Annotated in this window: 17 protein-coding genes; 8 read left to right on the top strand and 9 right to left on the bottom strand. The window is 73.6% G+C overall.

What is annotated here, in order from left to right:
- Nucleotides 1-67 precede the first annotated feature (67 nt).
- From B9W62_RS28470 to fxsT, 3 genes are read left to right on the top strand one after another with little or no spacing between them, the layout of a single operon-like run.
- A complete protein-coding gene (locus B9W62_RS28470) occupies nucleotides 68-1,996 on the top strand; it encodes a VMAP-C domain-containing protein (protein WP_143665482.1) in 1,929 nt (642 codons plus the stop codon).
- Nucleotides 1,993-3,009 carry an AAA family ATPase gene (locus B9W62_RS28465; RefSeq protein WP_256976619.1) on the top strand — a complete coding sequence of 339 codons (1,017 nt, stop codon included), beginning with the start codon at nucleotides 1,993-1,995 and terminating at the stop codon, nucleotides 3,007-3,009. Before B9W62_RS28470 ends, B9W62_RS28465 begins: the two co-directional genes overlap by 4 nt.
- Nucleotides 3,009-7,472: an FxSxx-COOH system tetratricopeptide repeat protein gene (gene fxsT / locus B9W62_RS41140; protein ID WP_087809820.1), complete on the top strand. Its 4,464-nt coding sequence runs from the start codon at nucleotides 3,009-3,011 to the stop codon at nucleotides 7,470-7,472. The genes B9W62_RS28465 and fxsT overlap by 1 nt, the downstream gene beginning before the upstream one ends.
- Here the strand turns inward: fxsT and B9W62_RS28455 are convergent.
- The 4 genes from B9W62_RS28455 to B9W62_RS28445 all read right to left on the bottom strand — a co-directional run bounded on the left by B9W62_RS28455 (nucleotide 7,403) and on the right by B9W62_RS28445 (nucleotide 11,467).
- Nucleotides 7,403-9,658 carry an aKG-HExxH-type peptide beta-hydroxylase gene (locus tag B9W62_RS28455; RefSeq protein ID WP_179235715.1) on the bottom strand — a complete coding sequence of 752 codons (2,256 nt, stop codon included), beginning with the start codon at nucleotides 9,656-9,658 and terminating at the stop codon, nucleotides 7,403-7,405. The two genes, fxsT and B9W62_RS28455, sit on opposite strands and share 70 nt — an antisense overlap.
- Nucleotides 9,655-10,854: an FxsB family cyclophane-forming radical SAM/SPASM peptide maturase gene (locus B9W62_RS28450; protein ID WP_087809818.1), complete on the bottom strand. Its 1,200-nt coding sequence runs from the start codon at nucleotides 10,852-10,854 to the stop codon at nucleotides 9,655-9,657. The genes B9W62_RS28455 and B9W62_RS28450 overlap by 4 nt, the downstream gene beginning before the upstream one ends.
- A complete protein-coding gene (locus B9W62_RS40335) occupies nucleotides 10,817-10,987 on the bottom strand; it encodes a hypothetical protein (protein ID WP_159330091.1) in 171 nt (56 codons plus the stop codon). The genes B9W62_RS28450 and B9W62_RS40335 overlap by 38 nt, the downstream gene beginning before the upstream one ends.
- Nucleotides 10,988-11,146: 159 nt before the next feature.
- Nucleotides 11,147-11,467: a CU044_2847 family protein gene (locus B9W62_RS28445; protein ID WP_087809817.1), complete on the bottom strand. Its 321-nt coding sequence runs from the start codon at nucleotides 11,465-11,467 to the stop codon at nucleotides 11,147-11,149.
- Nucleotides 11,468-11,562: 95 nt separating this feature from the next.
- Here B9W62_RS28445 and B9W62_RS28440 point away from each other — a divergent pair, with 95 nt between their 5' ends.
- On the top strand, nucleotides 11,563-12,444 hold the full coding sequence (locus B9W62_RS28440; RefSeq protein WP_087809816.1) for a deoxyribonuclease IV: 882 nt from the start codon (nucleotides 11,563-11,565) through the stop codon (nucleotides 12,442-12,444).
- A gap of 19 nt (nucleotides 12,445-12,463) precedes the next feature.
- Here B9W62_RS28440 and B9W62_RS28435 read toward each other — a convergent pair whose 3' ends face one another.
- A complete protein-coding gene (locus B9W62_RS28435) occupies nucleotides 12,464-13,111 on the bottom strand; it encodes a sulfite oxidase-like oxidoreductase (protein ID WP_087809815.1) in 648 nt (215 codons plus the stop codon).
- Nucleotides 13,112-13,302: 191 nt separating this feature from the next.
- On the opposite strand from B9W62_RS28435, the gene bfr reads away from it, so the two are divergent.
- On the top strand, nucleotides 13,303-13,806 hold the full coding sequence (bfr, locus tag B9W62_RS28430) for a bacterioferritin (protein ID WP_007448529.1): 504 nt from the start codon (nucleotides 13,303-13,305) through the stop codon (nucleotides 13,804-13,806).
- A gap of 13 nt (nucleotides 13,807-13,819) precedes the next feature.
- On the opposite strand, the gene B9W62_RS28425 is transcribed toward bfr, so the two are convergent.
- Together B9W62_RS28425 and B9W62_RS28420 are read right to left on the bottom strand one after the other, a co-directional pair.
- Nucleotides 13,820-14,053 (bottom strand): (2Fe-2S)-binding protein, encoded by a 234-nt coding sequence (locus B9W62_RS28425; RefSeq protein WP_164883559.1) that lies wholly within the window; start codon nucleotides 14,051-14,053, stop codon nucleotides 13,820-13,822.
- 165 nt (nucleotides 14,054-14,218) lie between these two features.
- Entirely contained in the window at nucleotides 14,219-15,571 is a 1,353-nt protein-coding gene (locus B9W62_RS28420) for a class II 3-deoxy-7-phosphoheptulonate synthase (RefSeq protein WP_003976701.1), read from the bottom strand.
- 169 nt (nucleotides 15,572-15,740) lie between these two features.
- Between B9W62_RS28420 and B9W62_RS28410 the strand changes: the two genes are divergently transcribed.
- The 3 genes from B9W62_RS28410 to B9W62_RS28400 all read left to right on the top strand — a co-directional run bounded on the left by B9W62_RS28410 (nucleotide 15,741) and on the right by B9W62_RS28400 (nucleotide 20,703).
- Complete coding sequence (locus B9W62_RS28410; RefSeq protein ID WP_087809813.1) at nucleotides 15,741-18,569, top strand: N-acetylmuramoyl-L-alanine amidase; 2,829 nt, start codon at nucleotides 15,741-15,743, stop codon at nucleotides 18,567-18,569.
- A 45-nt stretch (nucleotides 18,570-18,614) separates the two neighbouring features.
- Nucleotides 18,615-18,671, top strand: coding sequence for a trp operon leader peptide (locus B9W62_RS41265; protein ID WP_071528813.1), 57 nt, complete (start codon nucleotides 18,615-18,617; stop codon nucleotides 18,669-18,671).
- Nucleotides 18,672-18,771: 100 nt separating this feature from the next.
- A complete protein-coding gene (locus tag B9W62_RS28400) occupies nucleotides 18,772-20,703 on the top strand; it encodes an anthranilate synthase family protein (protein WP_087809812.1) in 1,932 nt (643 codons plus the stop codon).
- On the opposite strand, the gene B9W62_RS28395 is transcribed toward B9W62_RS28400, so the two are convergent.
- A complete protein-coding gene (locus tag B9W62_RS28395) occupies nucleotides 20,655-21,650 on the bottom strand; it encodes a 2-hydroxyacid dehydrogenase (RefSeq protein ID WP_087809811.1) in 996 nt (331 codons plus the stop codon). The two genes, B9W62_RS28400 and B9W62_RS28395, sit on opposite strands and share 49 nt — an antisense overlap.
- An 84-nt stretch (nucleotides 21,651-21,734) precedes the next feature.
- Nucleotides 21,735-22,763: a 6-phosphofructokinase gene (locus tag B9W62_RS28390; RefSeq protein WP_087809810.1), complete on the bottom strand. Its 1,029-nt coding sequence runs from the start codon at nucleotides 22,761-22,763 to the stop codon at nucleotides 21,735-21,737.
- Nucleotides 22,764-22,771 lie beyond the last annotated feature (8 nt).

Here is a 22,771-nt window from a genome sequence, read left to right as displayed (position 1 = left end):
GGGGACCGCTACTATGGCGGCTCCGCAGACGGTCGGGGCCTGCGGCGGCGGACGGGGGGAGGACGCCTTGGCGGCGGAACCGGTCGTACGCACGGCCGTCACCGACGACTGGCAGGTGAGCATCCTCGGCCCGGCCGGGAACCCGGTCGGCGGCGGGGTCATCGTCCCGCCCCGCTATGTGCTGACCTGCGCCCACGTCGTGACGTCGGCCATGGGCGGACGTCTGGAGGACGACCCGCACGCCACCGTCACGGTGACCCTCAGCAGCGGGCTGAAGCTGACCGGCTCCCCGGGCGGCGGGCACCGCTACACGGGCGGCAGTCACCACGAGGACGTCTCGGTGCTCACCCTGCACGGTGACCTGGGGCAGGCCAACGGCCAGTTCCCCACCTCGCACGCCCATCTCTCCACCGGCGTCTACGCCGCCAAGCGGCCCATGCAGGTGTACGGCTATCCGCAGGGCCAGCCGCACGGGGTGTGGGCGGACTGCCTGATGGCCGGCCGGGGCGGTCCGGAGTCGGCGCTGATCCAGCTGAACGACGCGCCGGACACCGGCCGCCGGGTGGCCCGCGGCTACAGCGGCTGCGGGGTCAGGGACGCCGTGACCTCCCGCGTCGCCGGGCTCGCCGTGCTGCGCGACAAGTCGCCCGAAGCGGGGGTGACCTGGATGATCCCGCTGGAGCGGCTGGCCCGGGACTGGCCCCCGTTACGGGCGGCGCTGGCGCTGTCCGGCGACCGTCCCGCGCCGCTGCCCGCGCCGGAGCCGCCGGACCCGGACGACGGCCCGTTCGACGACGAGGCCATGGACGACCTCTACCGACTGCTGCTCGACGGCCGGCTCTCGATGCCCGGCCTGGTGGGGCTGCGCGACGACGCGCTCGGGCCGGTGCGCCGCCCCTGGCAGGGCTCCCCCGAGGACATCCTCGGCATCGTGCACGACCTGCGGCACATCGCCCAGGCGGGCCGGCCGGTGCCGCCACTGCTGACCTTCGTCGCCGCGCTGTCCCGGCGGGTCCCCGGCCCCCGCGGACAGGAACTGGCCCGTTGGGTGCGCGGCCGGGCGGGGCACTGCACCCCGGCGGTCGACCCCGGGCCGCTCCTTGAGCGCCGGGTGCGCCCGGGCGGGGCGGGTACCCGGTGGACGTACGCCACCTTCCGCGTCACTCCGGCGTCGCCGAGCCGGCACTACCTGCTCGACGTGTTCCGGCAGCACGAGGGCGCCCCGCGGGAGGCCGTGCAGCAGTACACCGAGGCCATGCGGCTGGGGCGGCTGGAGCGGCTCGTGGTGGACGAGATCATCCGGATGCGCCGGGAGAAGGCCATCGACTCCCCCGACCTGTTCGTGGAGTTCGTCCTGCCCCGCGAGCTGCTGGGCCGGCCGGTCGACGGCCTGCCGATCACGACGCCGAGCGGCGCAGAGGTGCGTCTGGGGGTCGTACACCCCGTCGCCGTGCGCAGCCTCGAGCGCCAGAACGCGTCGGAATGGGTCGACTGGGGGCATAACTGGTCCCGGAAGTGGGACAGGATGAAGGCATTGTCCGCACTCTCCGGAGAGGGCGTGGTCGCGGTGGTCCCCGCCCGGAACCAGGACGGTTCGTCCTACGAGGCGCTGTTCTCCGCACTGTACGCGGACGACGGGCCGCTGGCCCTGGTCCTCGGGTTCCCGCCGCGGGTGCCCCGCAGGCGCGCCCCCGACGCCGAGTTCGACGCGGCCCTGGACGCGGGGGTGCCGGCCCTGGTCTGGGCCCACGACGAGCAGGACGGGCCGGGCGTGGCCACCGGCCTGCCGGACCGGTTGCGGGCCGCCGGGGCGCGCACGCTGCCCGGGGAGGTGCTGCGGGCCCGCCGCGGGGAGTGGTCGTCCCGGCCGGGTGCGGCCCGGCCGCGGGTCGGGGGCGGTCTGCGGCTGGGTTTCCTGTGGGACCCGTTCGACCGGCTGCCCCCGCACACCCCTCTGACCCCACCAGCTCCCGCTCCCGGAGGTGCCTCGTCGTGACCGAGCCCGCAGCCCCGCAGCCGCCGGCGTGGTGGATCTACCGCGGTGACGGCGTCCCGCACAACGGCATCGAACGGCTGCCCGATCCGCCGAGCTGGCGCCCGCTGCAACATGGCATGCCGCCGCAGGACGAGCCCGTGCCCCCGCAGCCCGCCGACACCCGCCGCGGGCGGGTCTTCCAGGTCGACCACGGTCTGGTCGACGCGGTCAACGCCGCGCTGCTGCTGCGCCGCCCGCTGCTGCTGACCGGGCGTCCCGGCACCGGCAAGTCCACCCTCGCGCACGCGGTCGCCTACGAGTTGGGGCTCGGCCCCGTCCTGCACTGGCCGGTGACCTCGCGCAGCACGCTGCGGGACGGCCTGTACGCCTACGACGCCATCGGCCGGCTGCACGAGGCCAACCTGCGCCGGGCCGGCTTGGAGACCGGGGACGGCACCGGCGACATCGGCCGCTTCCTGCGGCTCGGACCGCTGGGCACGGCGCTGCTCCCGCGCCGCCGGCCGCGGGTCCTGCTCGTGGATGAACTGGACAAAAGCGACATCGATCTGCCCAACGACCTGCTCACCGTGTTCGAGGAGGGCCGCTTCACCGTCGAGGAGCTGCTGCGGCTGCCGCCCGAGCAGCGCACCGTCCCGGTGCGGACGGCGGACGGGCAGAGCGCCCCGGTGACGGAGGGCGAGGTGGAGTGCTGGGCCTTTCCGTTCGTGGTGATCACCTCCAACGAGGAGCGGGAGTTCCCCGCCGCCTTCGCCCGGCGCTGCCTGCGCTACGACATCGAGCAGCCGGGACCCGACCGGCTGGCGGCGATCGTCGCCGCGCACCTGGGCGCCGACGCGCTGGAGGAGGCGGCGCCCCTGGTGGAGGCGTTCCTCGCGGAGCAGAGCAACGGGAGCGTCGCCGTGGACCAGTTGCTGAGCGCCATCCAGCTGGCGCGGGCCGGCGCCGACGAGGACCCGGAGCAGTGGCAGGACCTGCTGCGCACCCTGTGGCGGCATCTGGAGACGGGGCCCTGATGCCGTACGAACCGCCGGAGCGCCCCGCTCCGGACGCCCGGGAGATCGCCGAGGTCCTGTGGCTCGCGGCGCGGCTGGCCCGCGCGCCCCAGGAGCCGGAGCCCGCCCGGCCGGCCACGGGCGCGCCCCGGCTGTCCGGGATCGCGGGCCAGCTGGAGCCGGGCTCACCGCGCCGCCGGCCGGGTGCCCGGCCCTCGGCGGACCCGCCCGGCCCGGCGCCGGACGACACCTGGTCCGAGGGGGCCGGGCCGGGGGCCGGGGAGCCCCGGCTGCACGTGCGGAGCACCGGCGCGCCGGACGGCCGTACGGGCACCCCGGTACCCGCGCTGCCGGTGCGGTCACCGGGGGTGCGGCCGCTGGCCGGGACGGCGGAGCTGGCCAAGGCCCTGCGGCCGTTGCGGCGGCGGGCCGCGTCCAGCGTCCGGCACCGGCTGGACGAGGAGGCGACGGCCGACAGGGCGGCGGAGACCGACGTCTGGGAGCCGGTGCTGGTCCCGGCGGAGGAACCCTGGCTGGACCTGGTGCTCGTGGTGGACACCGGCGAGTCGATGGTGCTGTGGGACGGCGCGGTGGCCGAACTGCGCGCGGTGCTGCGCCGGGTGGGGGCCTTCCGCTCGATCACCGTGCGCTGGCTGGAGCACCTGCCGGGCGGCTCCGTGACGGTGCGCGCCACCCCGCCGCCGTGGCCGGACGGCGGCGCCCCGCGCCCGGCCACCGGTGCGGACCGGCATCTGCCGCACTCCCCGCGCGGCGCGGTCCTGGTCCTCAGTGACGCGATCGGGCCCGGGTGGTATTCCGGCGCGGCGCACCGGCTGCTGGCCCGCTGGGCGCGCGGCGGCCCGACGGCGCTGGTGCAGCCGCTGGACCGGCGGCTGTGGCACCGCACCGCGCTGCGGCCGCTGCCCGTCGCGCTCAAGGCCTCCCGGCCCGGCGCCCGCAACGCGGACCTGCGCGCGGACGCCGACCGGCCGGGGCTGCTGGTGCCGGTGGTCGAACTCGCCCCGGCGGCCCTGCACATGTGGGCGCGGCTGGTCGCGCGTCCCGAGTCCTCACCGTTCCAGGGGTACGCGGTGCGGACGGACGCCGTCCCGCGTCCGGAGCCGGGACCGGGACCGGGACCGGGACCGAACCAGGGTCCGGCGGATCCGGCCGGTCCGGGGCCCGCGGTGCTGCCGGACGAGCGGCTGTCGCCCCTCGACCGGGTACTGGCGTTCCGCGCGGAGGCCTCGCCGCAGGCCTTCGAACTGGCCGGATATCTCGCCGCCGCCCCGCTGTTCCTGCCGGTGATGCGTCTGGTGCAGCAGGTGATGGCGCCGCGCACGACCCCCTCGCACCTGGCCGAGGTCTTCCTGTCCGGTCTGCTGCACCCGGTGCCGGCGCAGCCCCGCCCGGCCGAGCAGACCGAGTTCGACTTTCCCGAGACCGTGCGGTCGCTGCTGCTGGGTTCGCTGCACCGGCAGGAGAGCCGCCGGGTCCTGACCGCCGTGTCGGGCTATCTGGCGGAGCACTCCTCGGCGCCGTACCGGTTCGACGCGACGCTGACCGACCCGTCGCGCGGGCTGCCCTCCCGGATCAGCGTCGAGAGCCTGCCCTTCGCCAAGGTCGACGCGGCGGTCGCCGACGCCCTGGGCGGCGGGTTCGCCGCCCGCGCGCGCGAACTGCGGGACCTCATCTCCCGGCAGCAACGGCCCGGGGGAGATGGTGACCCGAAGTCGCCATACGATGACGGTGTGACTGACACCACATCCACCAGTGGAGCCATCGAAACGGGCGTCGACCGCCCCCGTCCGGCCGGTCCCGGCACCCGGACCGGGGGGACGTCCGCGCCGGCGGGGGAACAGTCACGGCAGACAGCGGGAAGGGATCCATCCGTGGCCGAGTCCGCCTCTCACCCGGTCGGCGTCAACGGTCCCCCGAAGACCGCGCCGGCTCCGACGGGCACCCTTCCGACGCTCACCCGTCCGATGCGTTTCGAGGAGACCGTGCCGCAGGTGTGGGGCCGGCGCATCCCACCGCGCAACCACAACTTCACCGGACGCAGCGAGCTGATCACCCAGTTGCACGACCGGCTGGCCGACCGTCGCGCGGCCATCGTGCCGCAGGCGTTCTTCGGTCTCGGCGGTGTGGGCAAGACCCAGCTGGCGGTGGAGTACATCTACCGCTACCAGTCCCAGTACCAGCTGATCTGGTGGATCAACGCCGAGGACCCCGCCCTGGTCCGCTCCGCCATCGCCGCTCTCGCGCCGCACCTGGGCCTGGAGGCCGGGCCCAGCGGTGACGAGGCGCTTCCGCTCGTCCTCGACGCGCTGCGCCGGGGCTCTCCCTACCGCAGGTATCTCTTGGTCTTCGACAACGCCGACCGGCCCGAGGACCTGGAGGAGTACTTCCCCTCCGGCGAGGGGCACATCCTGATCACGTCCCGCAACCAGAGCTGGGCCGGTCACGCGCACCCCGTCTCGGTGGACGTCTTCTCCCGCGAGGAGTCGGTCCGCTTCCTCCAGCGCAGGGTGCCGGGCATGCCCGCGCAGGACGCCTCCCGCCTCGCGGAGGCGCTGGGCGACCTGCCGCTCGCGGTGGAGCAGGCCGGTGCCTGGCACGCGGAGACGGCGATGTCGGTCGACGAGTACCTGGAGCTGCTGCGCGAGCACGCGGACCGGCTGCTGGACACCTCCGTGCCCTCGGGGTACCCGCACTCCGTGGTGGCGACCTGGAACCTGGCGATGGAGCGCCTGGAGCGGCGCAGTCCGGCGGCCGTGCAACTGCTGCGGCTGTGTTCCTGCATGGCCCCGGAGCCGATCAGCTGGGCCATGCTGCGCAGCGCCGCGTTCGCCCCGCTGCCCTCGCCGCTCGCCGAGGCGCTGCGCGATCCCGTCGAACTGGGCCTGGCCACCCGGGAGATCGGCCGGCTCGCCCTGGCCCGGATCGACCACCGCAGCAACAGCCTCCAGATGCACCGGCTGGTGCAGGCGGTGCTCTTCAACCAGATGTCGGAGCAGGAGCAGGAGGACACCTACCACCTGACCCACGTGCTGCTGGCCGCCGCGGACCCGCAGGAGCCGGAGGACAACGACAACTGGCGCCGCTACTCCGAGCTGCGGCCGCACATCCGGCCCACCCGGGCCGTCGAGTGCGACCACCGCGAGGTGCGCGACCTGGTCATCAACGAGATCCGCTACCTGTACCTGCACGGCGACTACACCGGCGGCACCGAACTGGCCGAATTCGCCCGCAAGGAGTGGCAGCAGCGGCTGGGCGACGACCATCCGCAGACGATGCGCACCACCCGCTCCTACGCCACGCTGATCCGCAACTTCGGCCGGTTCGACGAGGCCCGGGAGCTGAACGCCCAGCTGCTGGTGCGGGCCCGCCGGGTGTTCGGCGAGGACCACGAGGAGACGCTGGCCATCGCCAACAGCAACGCGGCCGACCTGCGGGTGCTGGGCGACTTCGAGCAGGCCACGGAGCGGGACGCCGACACCCTGGAGCGGCTGACGAGGAGCTTCGGGCGGGACTACCCGCTGGCGCTGATGTCGGCCGCCAACCACGCGCTGGACCTGCGGCTGCTCGGCCGTTTCCAGGAGGCGCTGGAGCTGGACGCGGACACCTACCAGCGGCGGGTGCGCATCTTCGGCCCCGACGACCCGGTCACGCTGGTGGTGGCGGCCAACTACGCCCGCGACCAGCGGGAGCTGGGCGACTACCGGGGCTCCACCGAGTCGCTGCGGGCGCTGTACCCGAAGCTGCGGGACCGGCAGGGCCGCGAGCACCCGTCCACCCTGGACGTGGCCAAGAACCTCGCGGTCTCGCTGCGCGCGATGGGCGCCTACGAGGAGGCCTACGACCGGTCGTCGCGGACGGTGGAGCGCTACCGGGCCCGGTACGGCGAGGGCGACCTCAACACGCTGGCGGCGGTGGGCAACTACGCCATCGACCTGCTGCTGCGCGGCGAGCTGGAGGACGCCGAGCGGCTGGCCGCGCAGACCGTCGCCGGGTACGAGCAGCTGTTCGGCGCGGACCATCCGTACCTGCCGATGACCGAGACGAACCACGCGCTGGTCCTCAGCGCGCTGGGCGAGCACGAGCGGGCGCTGTCGCTGAACCTGACGGCGTACGAGAAGCTGACGGCCCGTTTCGGTCCTGAGCACAACTGCACGCTGCGCTGCGGCGTCAACCTCGCCAACGACCTGCACTCGGCAGGGCGCCACGAGGAGGCGGCGCGGGCCGACGGCCGGCACCTGGAGGCGCTGCGGGCGACCGTCGGGCCGGACCACCCGGTGACCCTGGTGTGCGGCGGCAACCTGGCGCACGACCTGAGCGCACTGGGCCGGGACGACGAGGCCGAGGCGCTCCTCGACGACGTCCTGACCCGTTTCGCCCGGTCCCTGGGCCGGGACTACCCGGTCGCCGAGGTCTTCGCCAGGGGCGAGCGCGCGTTCTGCGACATCGAGACACCGGTCTTCTGACCGGGCGCCCCGCCTCCGCCGGGCTCGGCCCCGGCGTCGAAACCCCCTCCCGGGCCCGGCGGGGCCGGAGCCACGGGCCCCTCGTCGGCGGCCGGGTCCGGGCCGGGCGAACGGGCCGGAGCCCTGGGCGCCTCCGCGGAGCCGGACTCCGCCGGGACCGCGAGCCCGTCACCGCAGGCCTGCCCCGAAGCGGGGCCGGCCTCGCCCCGGCCGACGTGCCCGGACCCTCGGGCCGGGTGGGCGCCCCGCGCCTGTGGGTCCCGCCCCGGGCCTCCCTCCTCGTCCGCGGCCGCACCCCCGCCGGAGCGATCCGTCCCAACGGCGGGGCCCGCCAGCCAGGCCGCCAAGGCCAACGGGTCGGGCGAGCCGGGCGACGCCGGGCCGGGCGTCCTCGCCGCATCCGCGACCGGACCCCCGCCGGAAGGAACCGGGCCCACGCCGGGCTCCGCCGGCCAAGCCGCCAAAGCCAACGGATCGGGCGGGCCGGGCGGTGCCGTGCCGGGCGGCCTCGCCGTCTGCCGTGCGGTGAGTCGCGCGCAGAGGTCGCGGACGAGTTCGGTGCGGGCGCGCAGGACGTCCGCGCCGGGCCGGTCCTCCTCGGCGGCCGCCGCGGCGAGTTCCGCCCATCCCTGCGCCCGGTCCGGCGCGGCGAGCACCGCGTCCGCCGCCTCGCGGGCCGGCCGGGCCCGTTCCGCGCCCCGCTGCCGTGCCGCCCAGCGCCCGAACTCCGGGCCCGGTCCGGCCACGGCGCCGGTGGCCGGGCGTACGTCCTGCGCGGGCAGCGGGCCGGCCGGGCGGCCGGCCCGCCACAGCGCGGCCAGCCGTTCGGTCCCGGCGTCGTCGGCGGCCGCCCAGCGCAGCCGCCAGACGGCCTCGTCACCCGCCTGCACCCGGGCAACGGCCCGCGCGAGCCGCTCACCACCGCTCCCGCCACCGGCCCCGGCTCCGTCCCGATCCCCGCCCCGTACGGTCCGGGCGAGCCGTTCGAGGAAGCGGGTGCCGAGGTCGGTGAGGCGGACGTGGGCCGCCGCCTCGGTCAGGCCGCGCTCGACGTGGGCCCGGGTCTGTGCCAGCCGCCAGGCCGCGTCGGCCTGCGCGGGCCCGTGCCGGCTGCCGCTGCGCTCCTGCCAGAAGGCCAGGTCGCCGAGATGGGCGTAGATGCCCTGGAGCAGTCCGCCGGGGGGTCGCGGGTCGGGCCGCCAGGGCGCGTACAGCCGGGGTCCGCCGCCGGGCTCGTACAGGGTCACCAGGTCGGTCAGGGCGCTGAGTTTGCTGTGCTGGAACTCGTGCAGCAGCGTCAGCGCCAGCCGCTCGGGGTCGGCCGGCCAGGAGGTGAGCACGGTGCCGAAGGCGTGCCGGGAGGTCGCGGAGGCCACGCCGCGTGCCGGGGCGGGCAGGGGCACGATGCCGTTCAGCCCGGCGGCGAGTTCCTCGGCCCGGCGCGGATGGTTCTCGACGAGCAGTTCCCAGGCCTGCCGCAGGAGGTCCCGCCAGGCCGCGGGACCCGCGCTGGCCGTCTCCAGTGCGGGCAGTTCCGGCGCGGCGGTCTCCAGCGGCAGCCGGAGCGTCAGCCCCCGGTGCCGGGCGTCGAGCACGGCGACGGGCTGCCAGCCGTGCCCGGGGCGGGACGGGTCGCGCGGCAGGACGCGTTCCCCGTCGGCGGTCAGGACCCGGACCCGGACCCGGCAGTTCCCGGCCGAGGTGCCCGGCATCCCCTCGGCATCCGCCGCAGCCTCGACGACGACCAGTGCCTCGGGCACCTCGCCGAGCCCGGTGACCGTGCCGAGGCCGGGCAGCGCCAGCCGCCCGTCCCGCACCGGCACGGTGATCCGGGCCGGGTGGGCCGCGCGTACCGCCGCGAGGACCGTGAGGGCGGCGAGGTCCCGCCCGGCGCACCCGCGACGCCCGTGCGCCGGGCAGTCCCGCAGGGTCCGGGCGGCCCAGGTGCCGAAGGCGGGGCCGTCGATCACCGACCGGGCCGCCTCGGGGGCGACGCGTTCGACAGCCGCCAGCAGTCCCGCGGCCGCTTCGGCGGCCCCGCCGCACGGTCCGTCCAGGGCGCGGCGCAGCAGCAGGAGGTTGCGGCTGCGCCGGGCGCGCCGCAGCAGCAGCACCGCGGGCCGGCCGCCCTCCCCCGCGGCCAGGGCGTCGAAGACGTCGTCCGGCAGGACGTACGGGCCGATCACGTCGGCGCCGCCGTGGGTGCGAGCCGGCGTCTGATGTGCCCGATGAGCAGCAGCAGGTCGGTGCAGTACACGGTGGGCGCACGGTAGCCGGAGCCGGGCCGGTAGCGGTGCCCGTACTCGCCGCCGCCGCACACGGACAGCTCCGGGCAGCGCAGGCACTGCGCGGACAGGGCGCGCTCCCCGGCCTGCCGGGCGGCGAATCCCGGGTGCAGCAGGACCTCGTCGAAGGAGTGGCGGAACACGTCGAGGCCGCTCTCGGAGGCGCCGTCGGGTCCGGTGCGCAGCGTGTCGTTCTGGTGGACGGACCCGTCGGCCTCGATGAAGACGGAGACGCTGCTGGTCACGCCCACCCAGTCGAGCCTGCTGTGGCCGCCGAGCACGGTGTGCAGCAGTTCGTCGAGGATCCGCACGGAGGTCTCCTTGCGCGGCGCGTCGGCCCAGCGGTCGAAGACGGCGGCCAGCCAGCGCCCGTACGTCCCGGCCGGTGCCGGGGGCGGGGCGCCCCAGTGGCCGTGCGGCAGCAGGAAGTCGATCAGCGGCGGCCGGGTCGCCAGCAGCGACTCGTAGACGGCGACCGGGTCCCTGGCCGCGTCCACGGTGCACAGCAGCCCCGCGTAGAGCTGCGGGTAGGAGCCGGACAGCAGGCGCAGGCCCGCCATCACGTCGTCGTAGGAGCCCCGGCCCCCGCGGGTGCGGCGGTGGGCGTCGTGCGCCTCCCGGTCGCCGTCCACGCTGACGCCGACCCGGACCCGGTGCTCGGCCAGCGTGTCCAGCATGCGGGGGTCGAGCAGCGTGCCGTTGGTCTGGACGGTGAACTCGGTCTCGGTGCCCGCCTCCCGGACGGTCTCCCGCACGGTGCGCACGGCCTCGGCGACCCCTTGGGGCCCGGCCAGCAGGGGCTCGCCCCCGTGCAGCACGACCCGGACCTGCCGCAGTCCGTGGCGCCGGGCGTGCTCCGCGATCCGCTCGGCGGTGCGGCGCAGGGTGGCGGGGCTCATGGCGCGGGGCTGGCGGCGCCAGGTGCGGTCGCCGTGCTCGTAGATGATGCAGTAGTCGCAGGCGAGGTTGCAGCGGCTGCGGGTCTTGAGGACGAACTGGCGCAGCGGGACCGGCCGCCAGCCCTCGTCGAGGAGTGCCGCGACGTCGACCGCGGGTGGGTCAGGCGCTCGCCTGCCAGCTGGTGTATTCGTCGTCATGGGACTGGGCGGCCTCCGTCTGCAACCGCTCCAGGGCCACCGCGAGTACGGAACCGGGGAGCGCGCGCAGTTCGTCGACGGTGCATCCGGCGATGTCGGGCAGTCCGCACTCGACCCCCGTGGTCTCTTCCACGCCTCGGCCCCCTCCTGCGTCCGGGACGTCCGGCATCCGGCCCCGCGCCGCGGCACACCGCCGCCCGTGCATGGTAGGCGGATCCGGGTGCGGTGCGGGAGAGGGCCTCACTCCCCCGCGGCCGGATCCGGACACCCGGTCCGCCGGGCAGGCCGCCCCTCAGCTTTCCCACACGGCACGCACGATCAGGTGGGCCTCTCCCGTCGCCTTGGCCACGACGGCACCCGCCTCCCCGCTGAGCTTCACCCCGAACTCCAGTTCCAGCCGTTGCGGGGCGACGGCGAGGGACGTCATGCGGGTGTGCGCCTCGGCGGCCATGCGCCGGATGCCGTCGAGGGCCTCGCCGAGGCCCTCCTGGGCCCGCCGGACGACCGTGCTTCCGTTGACCGAGATCTCCTGAAGTCCGTAGACGTCCTCGTCGGCCGGTTCGACCAGGACCCGGCCGCCGTCCGGCAGCGCGAAGCTGACGACGTCCCCCATGTGCACCCTCCCCAGGCTCGGCAGCGCCGGTGCGCTGGTGCAGTCGTACCCTGATCCGGGGTCCGCCCACACGTCCTGGCATCCTTGGTGCGGACATGAGCACCGCATCCCCCTCCCCCACGCCGCGCAACCCCGTCGGCGGCCACGTCCCGGTGGCCGGCGGACTGCACTCCGTCGGCCTGTCCTACGCCCGTGAGCTGGAGGCGGAGTCCGTGCAGGTCTTCGTCGCCAACCCGCGCGGCTGGGCCACCCCGGCCGGCAACCCGAAGCAGGACGAGGCCTTCCGCGAGGCCTGCGCGGCCGGGTCGGTCCCGGCGTACGTGCACGCCCCGTACCTGATCAACTTCGGCTCGCACACCGAGGCGACGGTGGAGCGGTCGGCCGAGTCGCTGCGGCACTCGCTGCGGCGCGGGCGGGCGATCGGCGCGCTCGGCGTGGTGGTGCACACCGGCAGCGCGACCGGCGGACGGGACCGTTCGGTGGCGCTGAAGCAGGTGCGCGAGCACCTGCTGCCACTGCTCGACGAGCTGACCCACGACGACGACCCGTACCTGCTGCTGGAGTCGACGGCGGGCCAGGGCTCCTCCCTGTGCTCGCGGACCTGGGACTTCGGGCCGTACTTCGAGGCGCTGGACGCCCATCCGAAGCTGGGCGTATGCCTGGACACCTGCCACATCTTCGCGGCGGGGCACGACCTGACCGGCCCGTCCGGCATGCACCAGACCCTCGACCTGCTGGTGGACACCGTCGGCGAGGGCCGGCTGAAGCTGATCCACGCCAACGACTCCAAGGACGTGGCCGGAGCCCACAAGGACCGGCACGAGAACATCGGCGCCGGTCACATCGGCGAGGACCCGTTCCGGGCGCTGATGACGCACCCCGCGACCGAGGGTGTGCCGCTGGTCATCGAGACGCCGGGCGGCAAGGAGGGGCACGCGGCGGACGTGGCGCGGCTGAAGAGGCTGCGCGACGGCTGATCCGCCGAGCGGGGCGGGATCACAGCTCGGGGCCGTCCCCGGGCTCCTCCTGGTAGGAGTAGCGCTGTTCCTTCCAGGGGTCGCCGACGTTGTGGTAGCCGCGCTCCTCCCAGAAGCCGCGCCGGTCGGCGGTCATGTACTCGATGCCGCGCACCCACTTCGGGCCCTTCCAGGCGTACAGGTGCGGGACGATCAGCCGCAGCGGGAAGCCGTGCTCGGCGGTGAGCAGCTCGCCGTCCTTGTGGGTGGCGAAGAGGGTCCGCCCGGCGGCGAAGTCGGACAGCCGGAGGTTGGAGCTGAACCCGTACTCGGCCCACACCATCACATGGGTGACGTCGGGCGCGGGCGGGGCGAGCCGGAGGATCACGGCGGCCGGGACGCCGCCCCACTCGGCGCCGAGCATGCTGAACTTCGTGACGCAGTGCAGGTCGGCGACGACCGTGGTGTAGGGCAGGGCGGTGAACTCGTCGTGGGACCAGCCGTGCTTCTCGTCGTCGGTGGTGGCGCCGAAGACCCGGAACTCCCAGCGCTCGGGGCGGAACTTGGGGACCGGTCCGTAGTGCGTGACGGGCCAGCCGCGCTGTAGCCGCTGCCCGGGCGGGAGCTCGAACCGCGACGCTCCTTGCGAACCGTCTTCTCCCGATCCGTCTTCCACCGGCTGACCCATGCCTCCATCCTGACAGACCCGGGCCGATGCCCCGGACCCACCTCTCTTACATTCGGGCAAACATCCACAAGAACGACTAAGCCGACTAAGCCTGTACTTACTTACTAAGTCAACACTTACTGGACGATCTTCGATGCCGGTGCAATCATGCCGCGCAACACGCCTGTTCCCGTTCGAAGGAGCGTCAAGCGATGCAGGGCGACCCGGAAGTCATCGAGTTCCTCAATGAGCAGCTGACCGCCGAGCTGACGGCGATCAACCAGTACTTCCTGCACGCGAAGTTGCAGGACCACAAGGGCTGGACCAAGCTCGCGAAGTACACGCGCGCGGAGTCCTTCGACGAGATGCGCCACGCCGAGGTACTCACCGACCGCATCCTGCTCCTGGACGGCCTGCCGAACTACCAGCGGCTCTTCCACGTGCGGGTCGGCCAGAGCGTGACCGAGATGTTCCAGGCCGACCGGGAGATCGAGCTGGAGGCGATCGACCGGCTGCGCCGGGGCATCGAGGTGATGCGGGCCAAGCACGACATCACGTCGGCCAACGTCTTCGAGGCGATCCTCGCCGACGAGGAGCATCACATCGACTACCTGGAGACCCAGCTCGACCTGATCGAGAAGCTGGGCGAGTCGCTCTACCTGTCGACGGTGATCGAGCAGACCCAGCCGGACCCGTCCGGACCGGGCTCGCTCTGACCCGACACGGGTCTCAGGCCGCCTCGGGAAGCTCCGAGAGGACCGGGGCGCCCTGGTCGGCCAGCTGCCGGCGGGGGCAGGCGCCGCGCCCGAGCAGGGCCTGGATGCGTCGTACGCAGCCGCCGCAGTCGGTGCCCGCCTTGCAGGCGGAGGCGATCTGCCGGGGCGTGCACGCGCCGGCCTCCGCGTGGCTCTTCACCTGTTCCTCGGTGACACCGAAGCAGCTGCAAACGAACACGCGGTTCACCTCCCGGGCGGGGTACAAGGTCGTGCCGTACCGACGACCGGAGGGCCCGACTGATCGGTGAGGCAAACCTAACCTTACCCATCGCGCCAGGCCGGCAAAAGTGCGAGGGGCGCGGATCCCGTGTGACCCGCGCCCCATTTCACCCGCCCGTCGAGGGGCGGACCGTCACTGGTCCCGGTACATCTCCGCCACCAGGAAGGCCAGGTCGAGCGACTGGCTGCGGTTGAGCCGCGGGTCGCAGGCCGTCTCGTAGCGCTGGTGCAGGTCGTCGACGAAGATCTCGTCGCCGCCGCCCACGCACTCGGTGACGTCGTCGCCGGTCAGCTCCACGTGGATGCCGCCCGGGTGGGTGCCGAGCGACTTGTGCACCTCGAAGAAGCCCTTGACCTCGTCGAGCACGTCGTCGAAGCGGCGGGTCTTGTGACCGGAGGCGGCCTCGTAGGTGTTGCCGTGCATCGGGTCGGTGATCCAGGCGACGGTCGCGCCGGACGCGGTGACCTTCTCCACCAGCTCGGGGAGCTTGTCGCGGATCTTGTCCGCGCCCATCCGGACGATGAAGGTCAGCCGCCCGGGCTCCCGCTCCGGGTCCAGGCGCTCGATGTATTGCAGCGCCTCCTCGGCCGTCGTGGACGGGCCGAGCTTGATGCCGATCGGGTTGCGGATCCGCGAGGCGAACTCGATGTGCGCGTGGTCCAGCTGCCGAGTGCGCTCACCGATCCACACCATGTGCCCGGAGACGTCGTACAGCTGCCCCGTGCGCGAGTCGACGCGGGTGAGGGCCGACTCGTAGTCGAGCAGCAGCGCCTCGTGCGACGAGAAGAACTCGACGGTCTGGAACTCGGCCGGGTCCGTCCCGCAGGCCCGCATGAAGTTCAGCGCGTTGTCGATCTCCCGGGCGAGCTGCTCGTAGCGCTGGCCGGAGGGGGACGACTTCACGAAGTCCTGGTTCCAGGCGTGCACCTGGCGCAGGTCGGCGTAACCGCCGGTGGTGAAGGCGCGCACCAGGTTCAGCGTGGACGCCGAGGCGTGGTACATCCGCTTCAGCCGCTCGGGGTCCGGGATCCGGGCCGCTTCGGTGAAGTCGAAGCCGTTGACGGAGTCGCCGCGGTAGGTCGGCAGGGTCACGCCGTCGCGGGTCTCGGTGGGCTTGGAGCGCGGCTTGGAGTACTGGCCGGCGATCCGGCCGACCTTCACCACCGGCACGGACGCGGCGTAGGTGAGGACGGCGCCCATCTGGAGCAGCGTCTTGAGCTTGTTGCGGATGTGGTCCGCGGACACCGCGTCGAAGGCCTCGGCGCAGTCGCCGCCCTGGAGGAGGAACGCCTCTCCCTTGGCGACGGCCGCCATCCGGGCGCGCAGCTGGTCGCACTCGCCCGCGAAGACGAGCGGCGGATACGACTCGAGGTCCGCGATGACTGCGCGCAGAGCCTCGGTGTCGGGGTACTCGGGCTGCTGCGCCGCGGGCAGGTCTCGCCAGGTGTTGCCAGCGCTCGGGCTGGTCTTAGCGTTCACGGTCACCCCTCAACCCTACGGGGTCGCGCCACGCCGTTTTCGCCCGGCTCGACAGGTGAGACGGGACCCCGGTGCGGACCGCGGCGACCGGGTTGGTAACCTCACGCGCCTCCTGAGTTCGGATCACAGACGACTCTCGTACATATTCATATCGAGCGCACACCGGGGTGGGGTTTTGAGCGCGGATCACCGCAGGGACCGCAAGAAGAAGAGACTGCTCGTCTACGGCATCGCCTCGGCGGTGGCCGTCGCCGCCACGGCCGGCGGCCTGGCCCTGGCCTCGCCGGGTCTGCTCGGCTCGGACCAGGCGCAGGCGGCCGTGGCCCCGGGGGCCCGGCTCCAGAGCGAGTTCGAGCAGGCCGCCGAGGAGTTCGACGTCCCGCAGAGCGTGCTGATGGCGGTCTCGTACCGGCAGACGCGCTGGGAGGACCACGACGGGCTGCCGAGCACCACCGGCGCCTACAACGTCATGGGGCTCACGGACGTCGACGAGGACAGCCTGGAGAACGCCGGCGCCGCCGAGGAGCGCGAGCACCGGCTCGAGCACATGAACCGCAGCGGCGACCCGGTCGTCGAGAAGCACTTCGACGCCGACAAGGCGCTCAAGAGCCTCGACGAGAAGCCCGTCGACACCGACGACCCGCGGCTGCACACCCTGGACGAGGCGGCCGGCCTCATCGACACGTCGGCCGAGAAGGTGCGCAGCGACACCGGCGAGAGCATCCGGGCGGGTGCCGCGCTGCTGGCCCAGTACCAGAAGGACGCCACCGGTTCGCTGCCCGCGGACCCCGGTGCCTGGTACCCGGCGGTGGCCCGGGCCAGCCAGGCCACCGACACCAAGGGCGCGCAGCTCTTCGCGCAGCGCGTGTTCGAGTCGGTCAGGACCGGCGAGCGGCGCGTCACCGCCGACGGCCAGTCGCTCAGCCTGCCGGCCGACCCGGCGGTGCGGCCGAAGAAGACGACGGACCTGGAGCTGGCCGCGGCCTCCGCCGCCCCGGCCCCCGAGTGCCCGTCCGGCCTGAACTGCGACTTCCGGCCCGCCGCCTACAAGCAGAACGGCGGCATCGACGACTGGGGCAACTACAACGTCGCGAGCCGTCCCACGGCCGGGCACGAGATCACCTCGATCGTGATCCACGACACCGAGGGCAGCTACAGCAGCGCCCTGGGCGTGTTCCAGAACTCCCTGTCGTACGCCAGCGCGCACTACCTGATCCGCGCCTCCGACGGTCTGGTCACCCAGCTGGTCCAGAACAAGGACGAGGCCTGGCACGCGGCCAACAAGACCCTCAACATGCACTCGATCGGCATCGAGCACGAGGGCTACGCGATCAAGGACGGCAGCTGGTACACCGAGCCGCAGTACGAGTCCTCGGCCGCGCTGGTGAAGTACCTGGCCGGCAAGTACGACATCCCGCTGGACCGTGAGCACGTCCTCGGCCACGACGAGGTCCCGGGCGTCCTGGACGGCAACGTGAAGTCCCAGCACTGGGACCCGGGCCCGTTCTGGGACTGGAACCACTACATGGACCTGCTGGGCGCCCCCACCGGCGCCGAGGGCCCGGGCGGCCCGTACAAGGCCGGCCAGGTGATCCGCGTCGTCCCGCCGTTCACCACGGCCAACCAGCCGAAGATCACCAACGGCGGCTCCTCGGTCCCCAAGCAGCCGGCGAACTTCAGCTACCTGTACTCCTCGGCCTCCACCTCCTCGGCCACGCTCACCGATCCGTACCTGGGCAGCCAGACCTGGACCGAGGGCTGGAACTGGGGCAACAAGGTCCTGGCCGGCGGCGAGTTCGTGGTCGCCGAGGCCCGGCAGGACTGGACGGCCATCTGGTACGGCGGCAAGAAGGCCTGGTTCCCCAACCGGGGCGGCCAGTTCGCCACCGCCGTCGGCACGCCGAACGTGGTCATGGCCAAGGCCGGGGCGAGCTCCGTCCCGGTGTACGGCCGCGCCTACCCCGAGGACAGCGCGTACACGGGCACCGGAGTGCCGGTCCAGAGCAAGAACAACGAGTCGCTGACCAAGTACGGCGTCCTGGCCGGGCAGAAGTACGCCCTGGCCGGCGCGGCCATGAAGGGCTCGTACTACAACAGCGGCAACATCGACGGCTCGGGCGTGGGCTCGCGCACGGTGGTCGTGGGCAACACCACGTACTACCCGATCCGTTTCAACCACCGCGTCGGCTACGTCCGCACGGCCGACGTCCAGCTGGTCAAGGGCACCGCGCCCGACCCGGGCACCGACCGGTACGACGTCCTCGGCCGGGACTCCTCGGGCGTGCTGTGGCAGTACCAGGGCACCGGCAGCGCGTCCTCGCCGTTCTACAGCCGCTTCCGCATCGGCGGCGGCTGGAACACCTACAACGCGGTGACCACGATGACGGCGCTGCGCGCCGACGGCACCGGCGACGTGGTGGCCCGCGACAAGAGCGGTGTGCTCTGGTACTACAAGGGCAGCGGCGACCTGACGGAGCCGTTCGAGTCCCGCACCCGGGTCGGCGGCGGCTGGTCCGTCTACGACACGATCATCGGCGCCCGCGACCTCGACGGTGACGGCAGGCCGGACCTGATCGCCCGCGACAAGAGCGGCGTCCTCTGGCTGTACAAGGGCACCGGCAGCACCTCCGCGCCCTTCGCGACCAAGTCCAGGGTCGGCGGCGGCTGGTCGGTCTACAACGCGCTGGTCGACACCGGTGACCTCACGGGTGACGGCAGGGCGGACGTGATCGCCCGCGACAAGAGCGGTGTCCTGTGGCTCTACAAGGGCACCGGCAACGCCGCGGCGCCGTTCGAGGGCCGCAGCAGGATCGGCGGCGGCTGGTCGGTCTACGACGTGCTGAACGGCCCGAGCGACCTGAACCGCGACGGGGTGCCGGACCTGATCGCCCGCGACAAGGACGGCGTGCTCTGGTACTACCAGGGCACCGGCAGCGCCGCGGCGCCGTTCAAGGCCCGCGCCAGGGTCGGCGGCGGCTGGAACACCTACGGCATGATCATCTGAGGCGAACGCCGCCGGCCCGCGCGCGGATGCGCTAGGGTCGGCGGCATGTTCGCGCACTCGACCCAGAACTGGTGGTGGACCGCTCATCCGGCGGCCCACTGACTGCGCGCGACACAAGACTCCGCGAAGGCCGCCCGAGGGGCGGCCTTCGGTGTTTCCGCGACCGGGCCCGTCCCTCCTCGACAACCGAGGGACACCACCCATGACACCGCCCACGTCGTCGCCCGCCACACCGCTCGACGGCCTCCTGGCCGACCCCCGCCCCTTCGCCCTGCTCCGCCGCCGGGCCCCCGGCCACGACCACGACCTGGTGGAACTGCTGGTCGGCCCGGTCACGGAGCACGACCGGCTCGCCGACCTGCCCGACGAGGGGCTGGCGCTCGTCCCCTTCCGGCAGATCCGCGAGCGCGGCTTCGACGTCCGCGACGACGGCACCCCGCTGCTGATGCTCACCCCCGAGGAGCGGTACGCCGTCCCGCTCGCCGAGGCCCTGGACCGGCTGCCCGCGCACGAGGTCCGGGTCGAGGGCGGCGGGTTCGACGTCGGCGACGAGGAGTACGCGCGGATCGTCGGCCGGGTCCTCGACGAGGAGATCGGACGGGGCGAGGGCGCCAACTTCGTGATCCGGCGGACGTACCAGGGCCGGATCCCCGGGTTCGGGCGGGCCGACGCGCTGGCGCTGTTCCGGCGGCTCCTGGCGGGCGAGCGGGGCGCGTACTGGACGTTCGTCGTGCACACCGGGGACCGGACGCTGGTGGGCGCCAGCCCGGAGGTGCACGTGCGGATGTCCGGGGGCACGGTCGTCATGAACCCGATCAGCGGCACGTACCGCTACCCCGCCGAGGGGCCCACGCCCGAGCACCTGCTCGACTTCCTCGCCGACGGCAAGGAGATCGAGGAGCTGTCGATGGTCGTCGACGAGGAACTGAAGATGATGTGCACCGTCGGCGACATGGGCGGGGTGGTCGTCGGCCCGCGGCTCAAGGAGATGGCGCACCTCGCGCACACCGAGTACGAGCTGCGCGGGAAGTCCTCCCTGGACGCGCGGGAGGTGCTGCGGGAGACCATGTTCGCGGCGACGGTCACCGGCTCGCCGGTGCAGAACGCCTGCCGGGTCATCGAGCGGCACGAGGCCGGCGGCCGGGGCTACTACGCGGGCGCGCTGGCGCTGCTCGGGCGGGACCCGGGCGAGGGGCCGGGGCGGCCGGCCGGGGCCCAGACCCTCGACTCCCCCATCCTGATCCGTACCGCCGACATCGACGCCGGCGGGCGGCTGCGGGTGCCGGTCGGCGCCACGCTGGTGCGCGGCTCGGACCCGGCGGGCGAGGTCGCGGAGACCCACGCCAAGGCGGCCGGCGTGCTGGCGGCGCTGGGCGTACGCCCGTCCCGGCCGCGTACGGAGGCGGGGCGGCCGAGGCTCGCGGACGACCCCCGGGTGCGGGCCGCGCTGGACGGGCGCCGCGCCTCGCTGGCCCCGTTCTGGCTGCGGATGCAGGAGCCGTCGGCCGAGCTGTCCGGGCACGCCCTGGTCGTCGACGCGGAGGACACCTTCACGGCGATGCTCGCCCACGTGCTGCGCTCCTCGGGGCTGGCGGTGAGCGTGCGGCGGTACGACGCGCCCGGGCTGCGCGAGGCGGTGCTCGGGCACGGGGGCGGCCCGGTGGTGCTGGGTCCGGGCCCCGGTGATCCCACGGACCCGGCCGACCCGAAGATGCGCTTCCTGCGGTCCCTGACCGCCGAGGTGCTCGGCGCCAACCGGAACGGCGTCCTCGGCGTCTGCCTCGGGCACGAGCTGATCGCGGCGGAGCTGGGGCTCGGCATCGCCCGCAAGGAGGTGCCGTACCAGGGTGCGCAGACCGGGATCGACCTGTTCGGGCGGCCGGAGACGGTCGGCTTCTACAACAGCTTCACCGCGCGCTGCGACGACCGGGCGGCCGCCGGGCTGGCCGCACGCGGCATCGAGGTGAGCCGGGCCGCGAACGGCGAGGTGCACGCGCTGCGCGGGCCGGGTTTCGCCGGCGTCCAGTTTCACCCCGAGTCGGTGCTGACGCTGAACGGCACCGCGATCGTGCGGGAGCTGGCCGGTCAGCTGCGCGGGACCAGCACGTTCTCCGAGCGGCGGCCCTCACGGTAGTCGAGGACGTTGCGCACCGTGGCGTCGACGATCTGGCCGACGGCGTCCTCGGTGTAGTACGCCTGGTGCGAGGTGACCAGGACGTTCGGGAAGGTGACGAGGCGGGCCAGGGTGTCGTCCTCGACGGCCTCCAGGGACTTGTCGAGGAAGAACAGGCCCGCCTCGGCCTCGTAGACGTCCAGGCCCACGCCCGCGAAGCGGCCCGCGCGCAGCTCGCCGACCAGGGCCGCGCTGTCGATCAGGCCGCCGCGGCTGGAGTTGATCAGGATGGCGTCGTCCCGCATCGCCTTCAGGGCGGTGGCGTCGATCAGGTGCCGGGTCTCGGCCATCAGCGGGACGTGCAGGGTGATCAGGTCGGAGCGGGCGAGCAGCTCGTCCTTCGGGACGTAGCGCATGCCCAGTTCGGCGCAGGCCGGGTTCTCGGCGACGTCCCAGCCGAGCAGCCGCATGCCGAAGCCGTGGGCGATCCGGGCGAAGGCCTCGCCGATCTTGCCGGTGCCTAGCACGCCGGCGGTGCGGCCGTGCAGGTCGCGGCCCATCAGGCCGTCGAGCCGGAAGTCGAAGTCGCGGGTGCGGATGGAGGCGCGCACGATCCGCCGGTTGACGGCCATGGCGAGGGCCCAGGCGAACTCGGCGACCGAGTGGGGCGAGTAGTACGACACCCGGGAGACGGTCATGCCGAGCCGCTCGGCCGTGTCCAGGTCGACGTTGTTGAAACCGGTGGAGCGCTGGGCCACCATCCGGGTGCCGCCGGCCGCGAGGATCTCCAGGACGGCCGCGCCGAGGTCGGCGTTGACGGACGTGGAGACGATCTCGTGGCCGGCCGCGATGGGGGCGGTGTCCTCGTTCAGGAAGACGTCCAGGCAGCGGACGTCCTCGTGGTCGCGGAAGGCCCGCTCGATCAGGGGTTTCTCGTCGGCCTGGACGCCGAAGGCAAGGATCTCCATGACCGCTCCCGTCGTGGTGGGCTCCGGGCCGAATATACGACTCCGGGCCCGCCGTCGCCGGTCAGCGGGCCGTTGCGCCGGGCGTCAGCCGAAGAACACCCCGACCTCCTCGTACAGCGCCGGGTCGACCGTCTTCAGGCGGGCCGTGGCCTCGGCGATCGGGACCCGGACGATGTCCGTGCCGCGCAGGGCGACCATCTTGCCGAAGTCCCCGTCGCGCACGCAGTCGATGGCGTGCAGGCCGAAGCGGGTGGCGAGCCAGCGGTCGAAGGCGCTGGGTGTGCCGCCGCGCTGGACGTGGCCGAGGACGGTGGTGCGGGCCTCCTTGCCGGTGCGCTTCTCGATCTGCTTGGCCAGCCACTCGCCGACCCCGGACAGCCGGACGTGCCCGTAGGAGTCCAGCGACTCGTCCTTGAGCACCACGTCGCCGTCGCGCGGCATCGCGCCCTCGGCGACGACCACGATCGGGGCGTAGGACGCCCGGAAGCGGGAGGTCACCCAGGAGCACACCTGCTCGACGTCGAAGCGCTGCTCGGGAATGAGGATGACGTTGGCGCCGCCGGCCAGGCCCGAGTGCAGCGCGATCCAGCCGGCGTGCCGGCCCATGACCTCGACGACCAGGACGCGCATGTGGGACTCGGCGGTGGTGTGCAGCCGGTCGATGGCCTCCGTGGCGATACCGACGGCGGTGTCGAAGCCGAAGGTGTAGTCGGTGGCGGACAGATCGTTGTCGATGGTCTTGGGAACGCCGACGCAGGGCACGCCGTACTCGTCGGCGAGGCGGGTGGCGACGCCGAGGGTGTCCTCGCCGCCGATGGTGATGAGGGCCTCGACGCCGAGTGCGGCGAGGTTGTCCTTGATGCGCCGGATGCCGTCCCGCTGCTTGAGCGGGTTGGTGCGCGAGGAGCCGAGGACGGTGCCGCCGCGGGGCAGGATGCCGCGGACGGCCGGGATGTCGAGCGGGACGGTGTCGCCCTCCAGGGGGCCGCGCCAGCCGTCCCGGAAGCCGGTGAAGTCGTAGCCGTACTCCTGGACGCCCTTGCGGACGACGGCCCGGATGACGGCGTTGAGCCCGGGGCAGTCGCCGCCTCCGGTCAGTACTCCGACCTTCATCGCGTAAT

The sequence above is a fragment of the Streptomyces sp. CS113 genome, from assembly GCF_002188365.1.
GTDB classification, from domain to species: Bacteria; Actinomycetota; Actinomycetes; order Streptomycetales; family Streptomycetaceae; genus Streptomyces; species Streptomyces tendae.
Note: the sequence above shows the minus strand (reverse complement) of the source record. Positions and strands in the feature narration are given on the sequence as shown.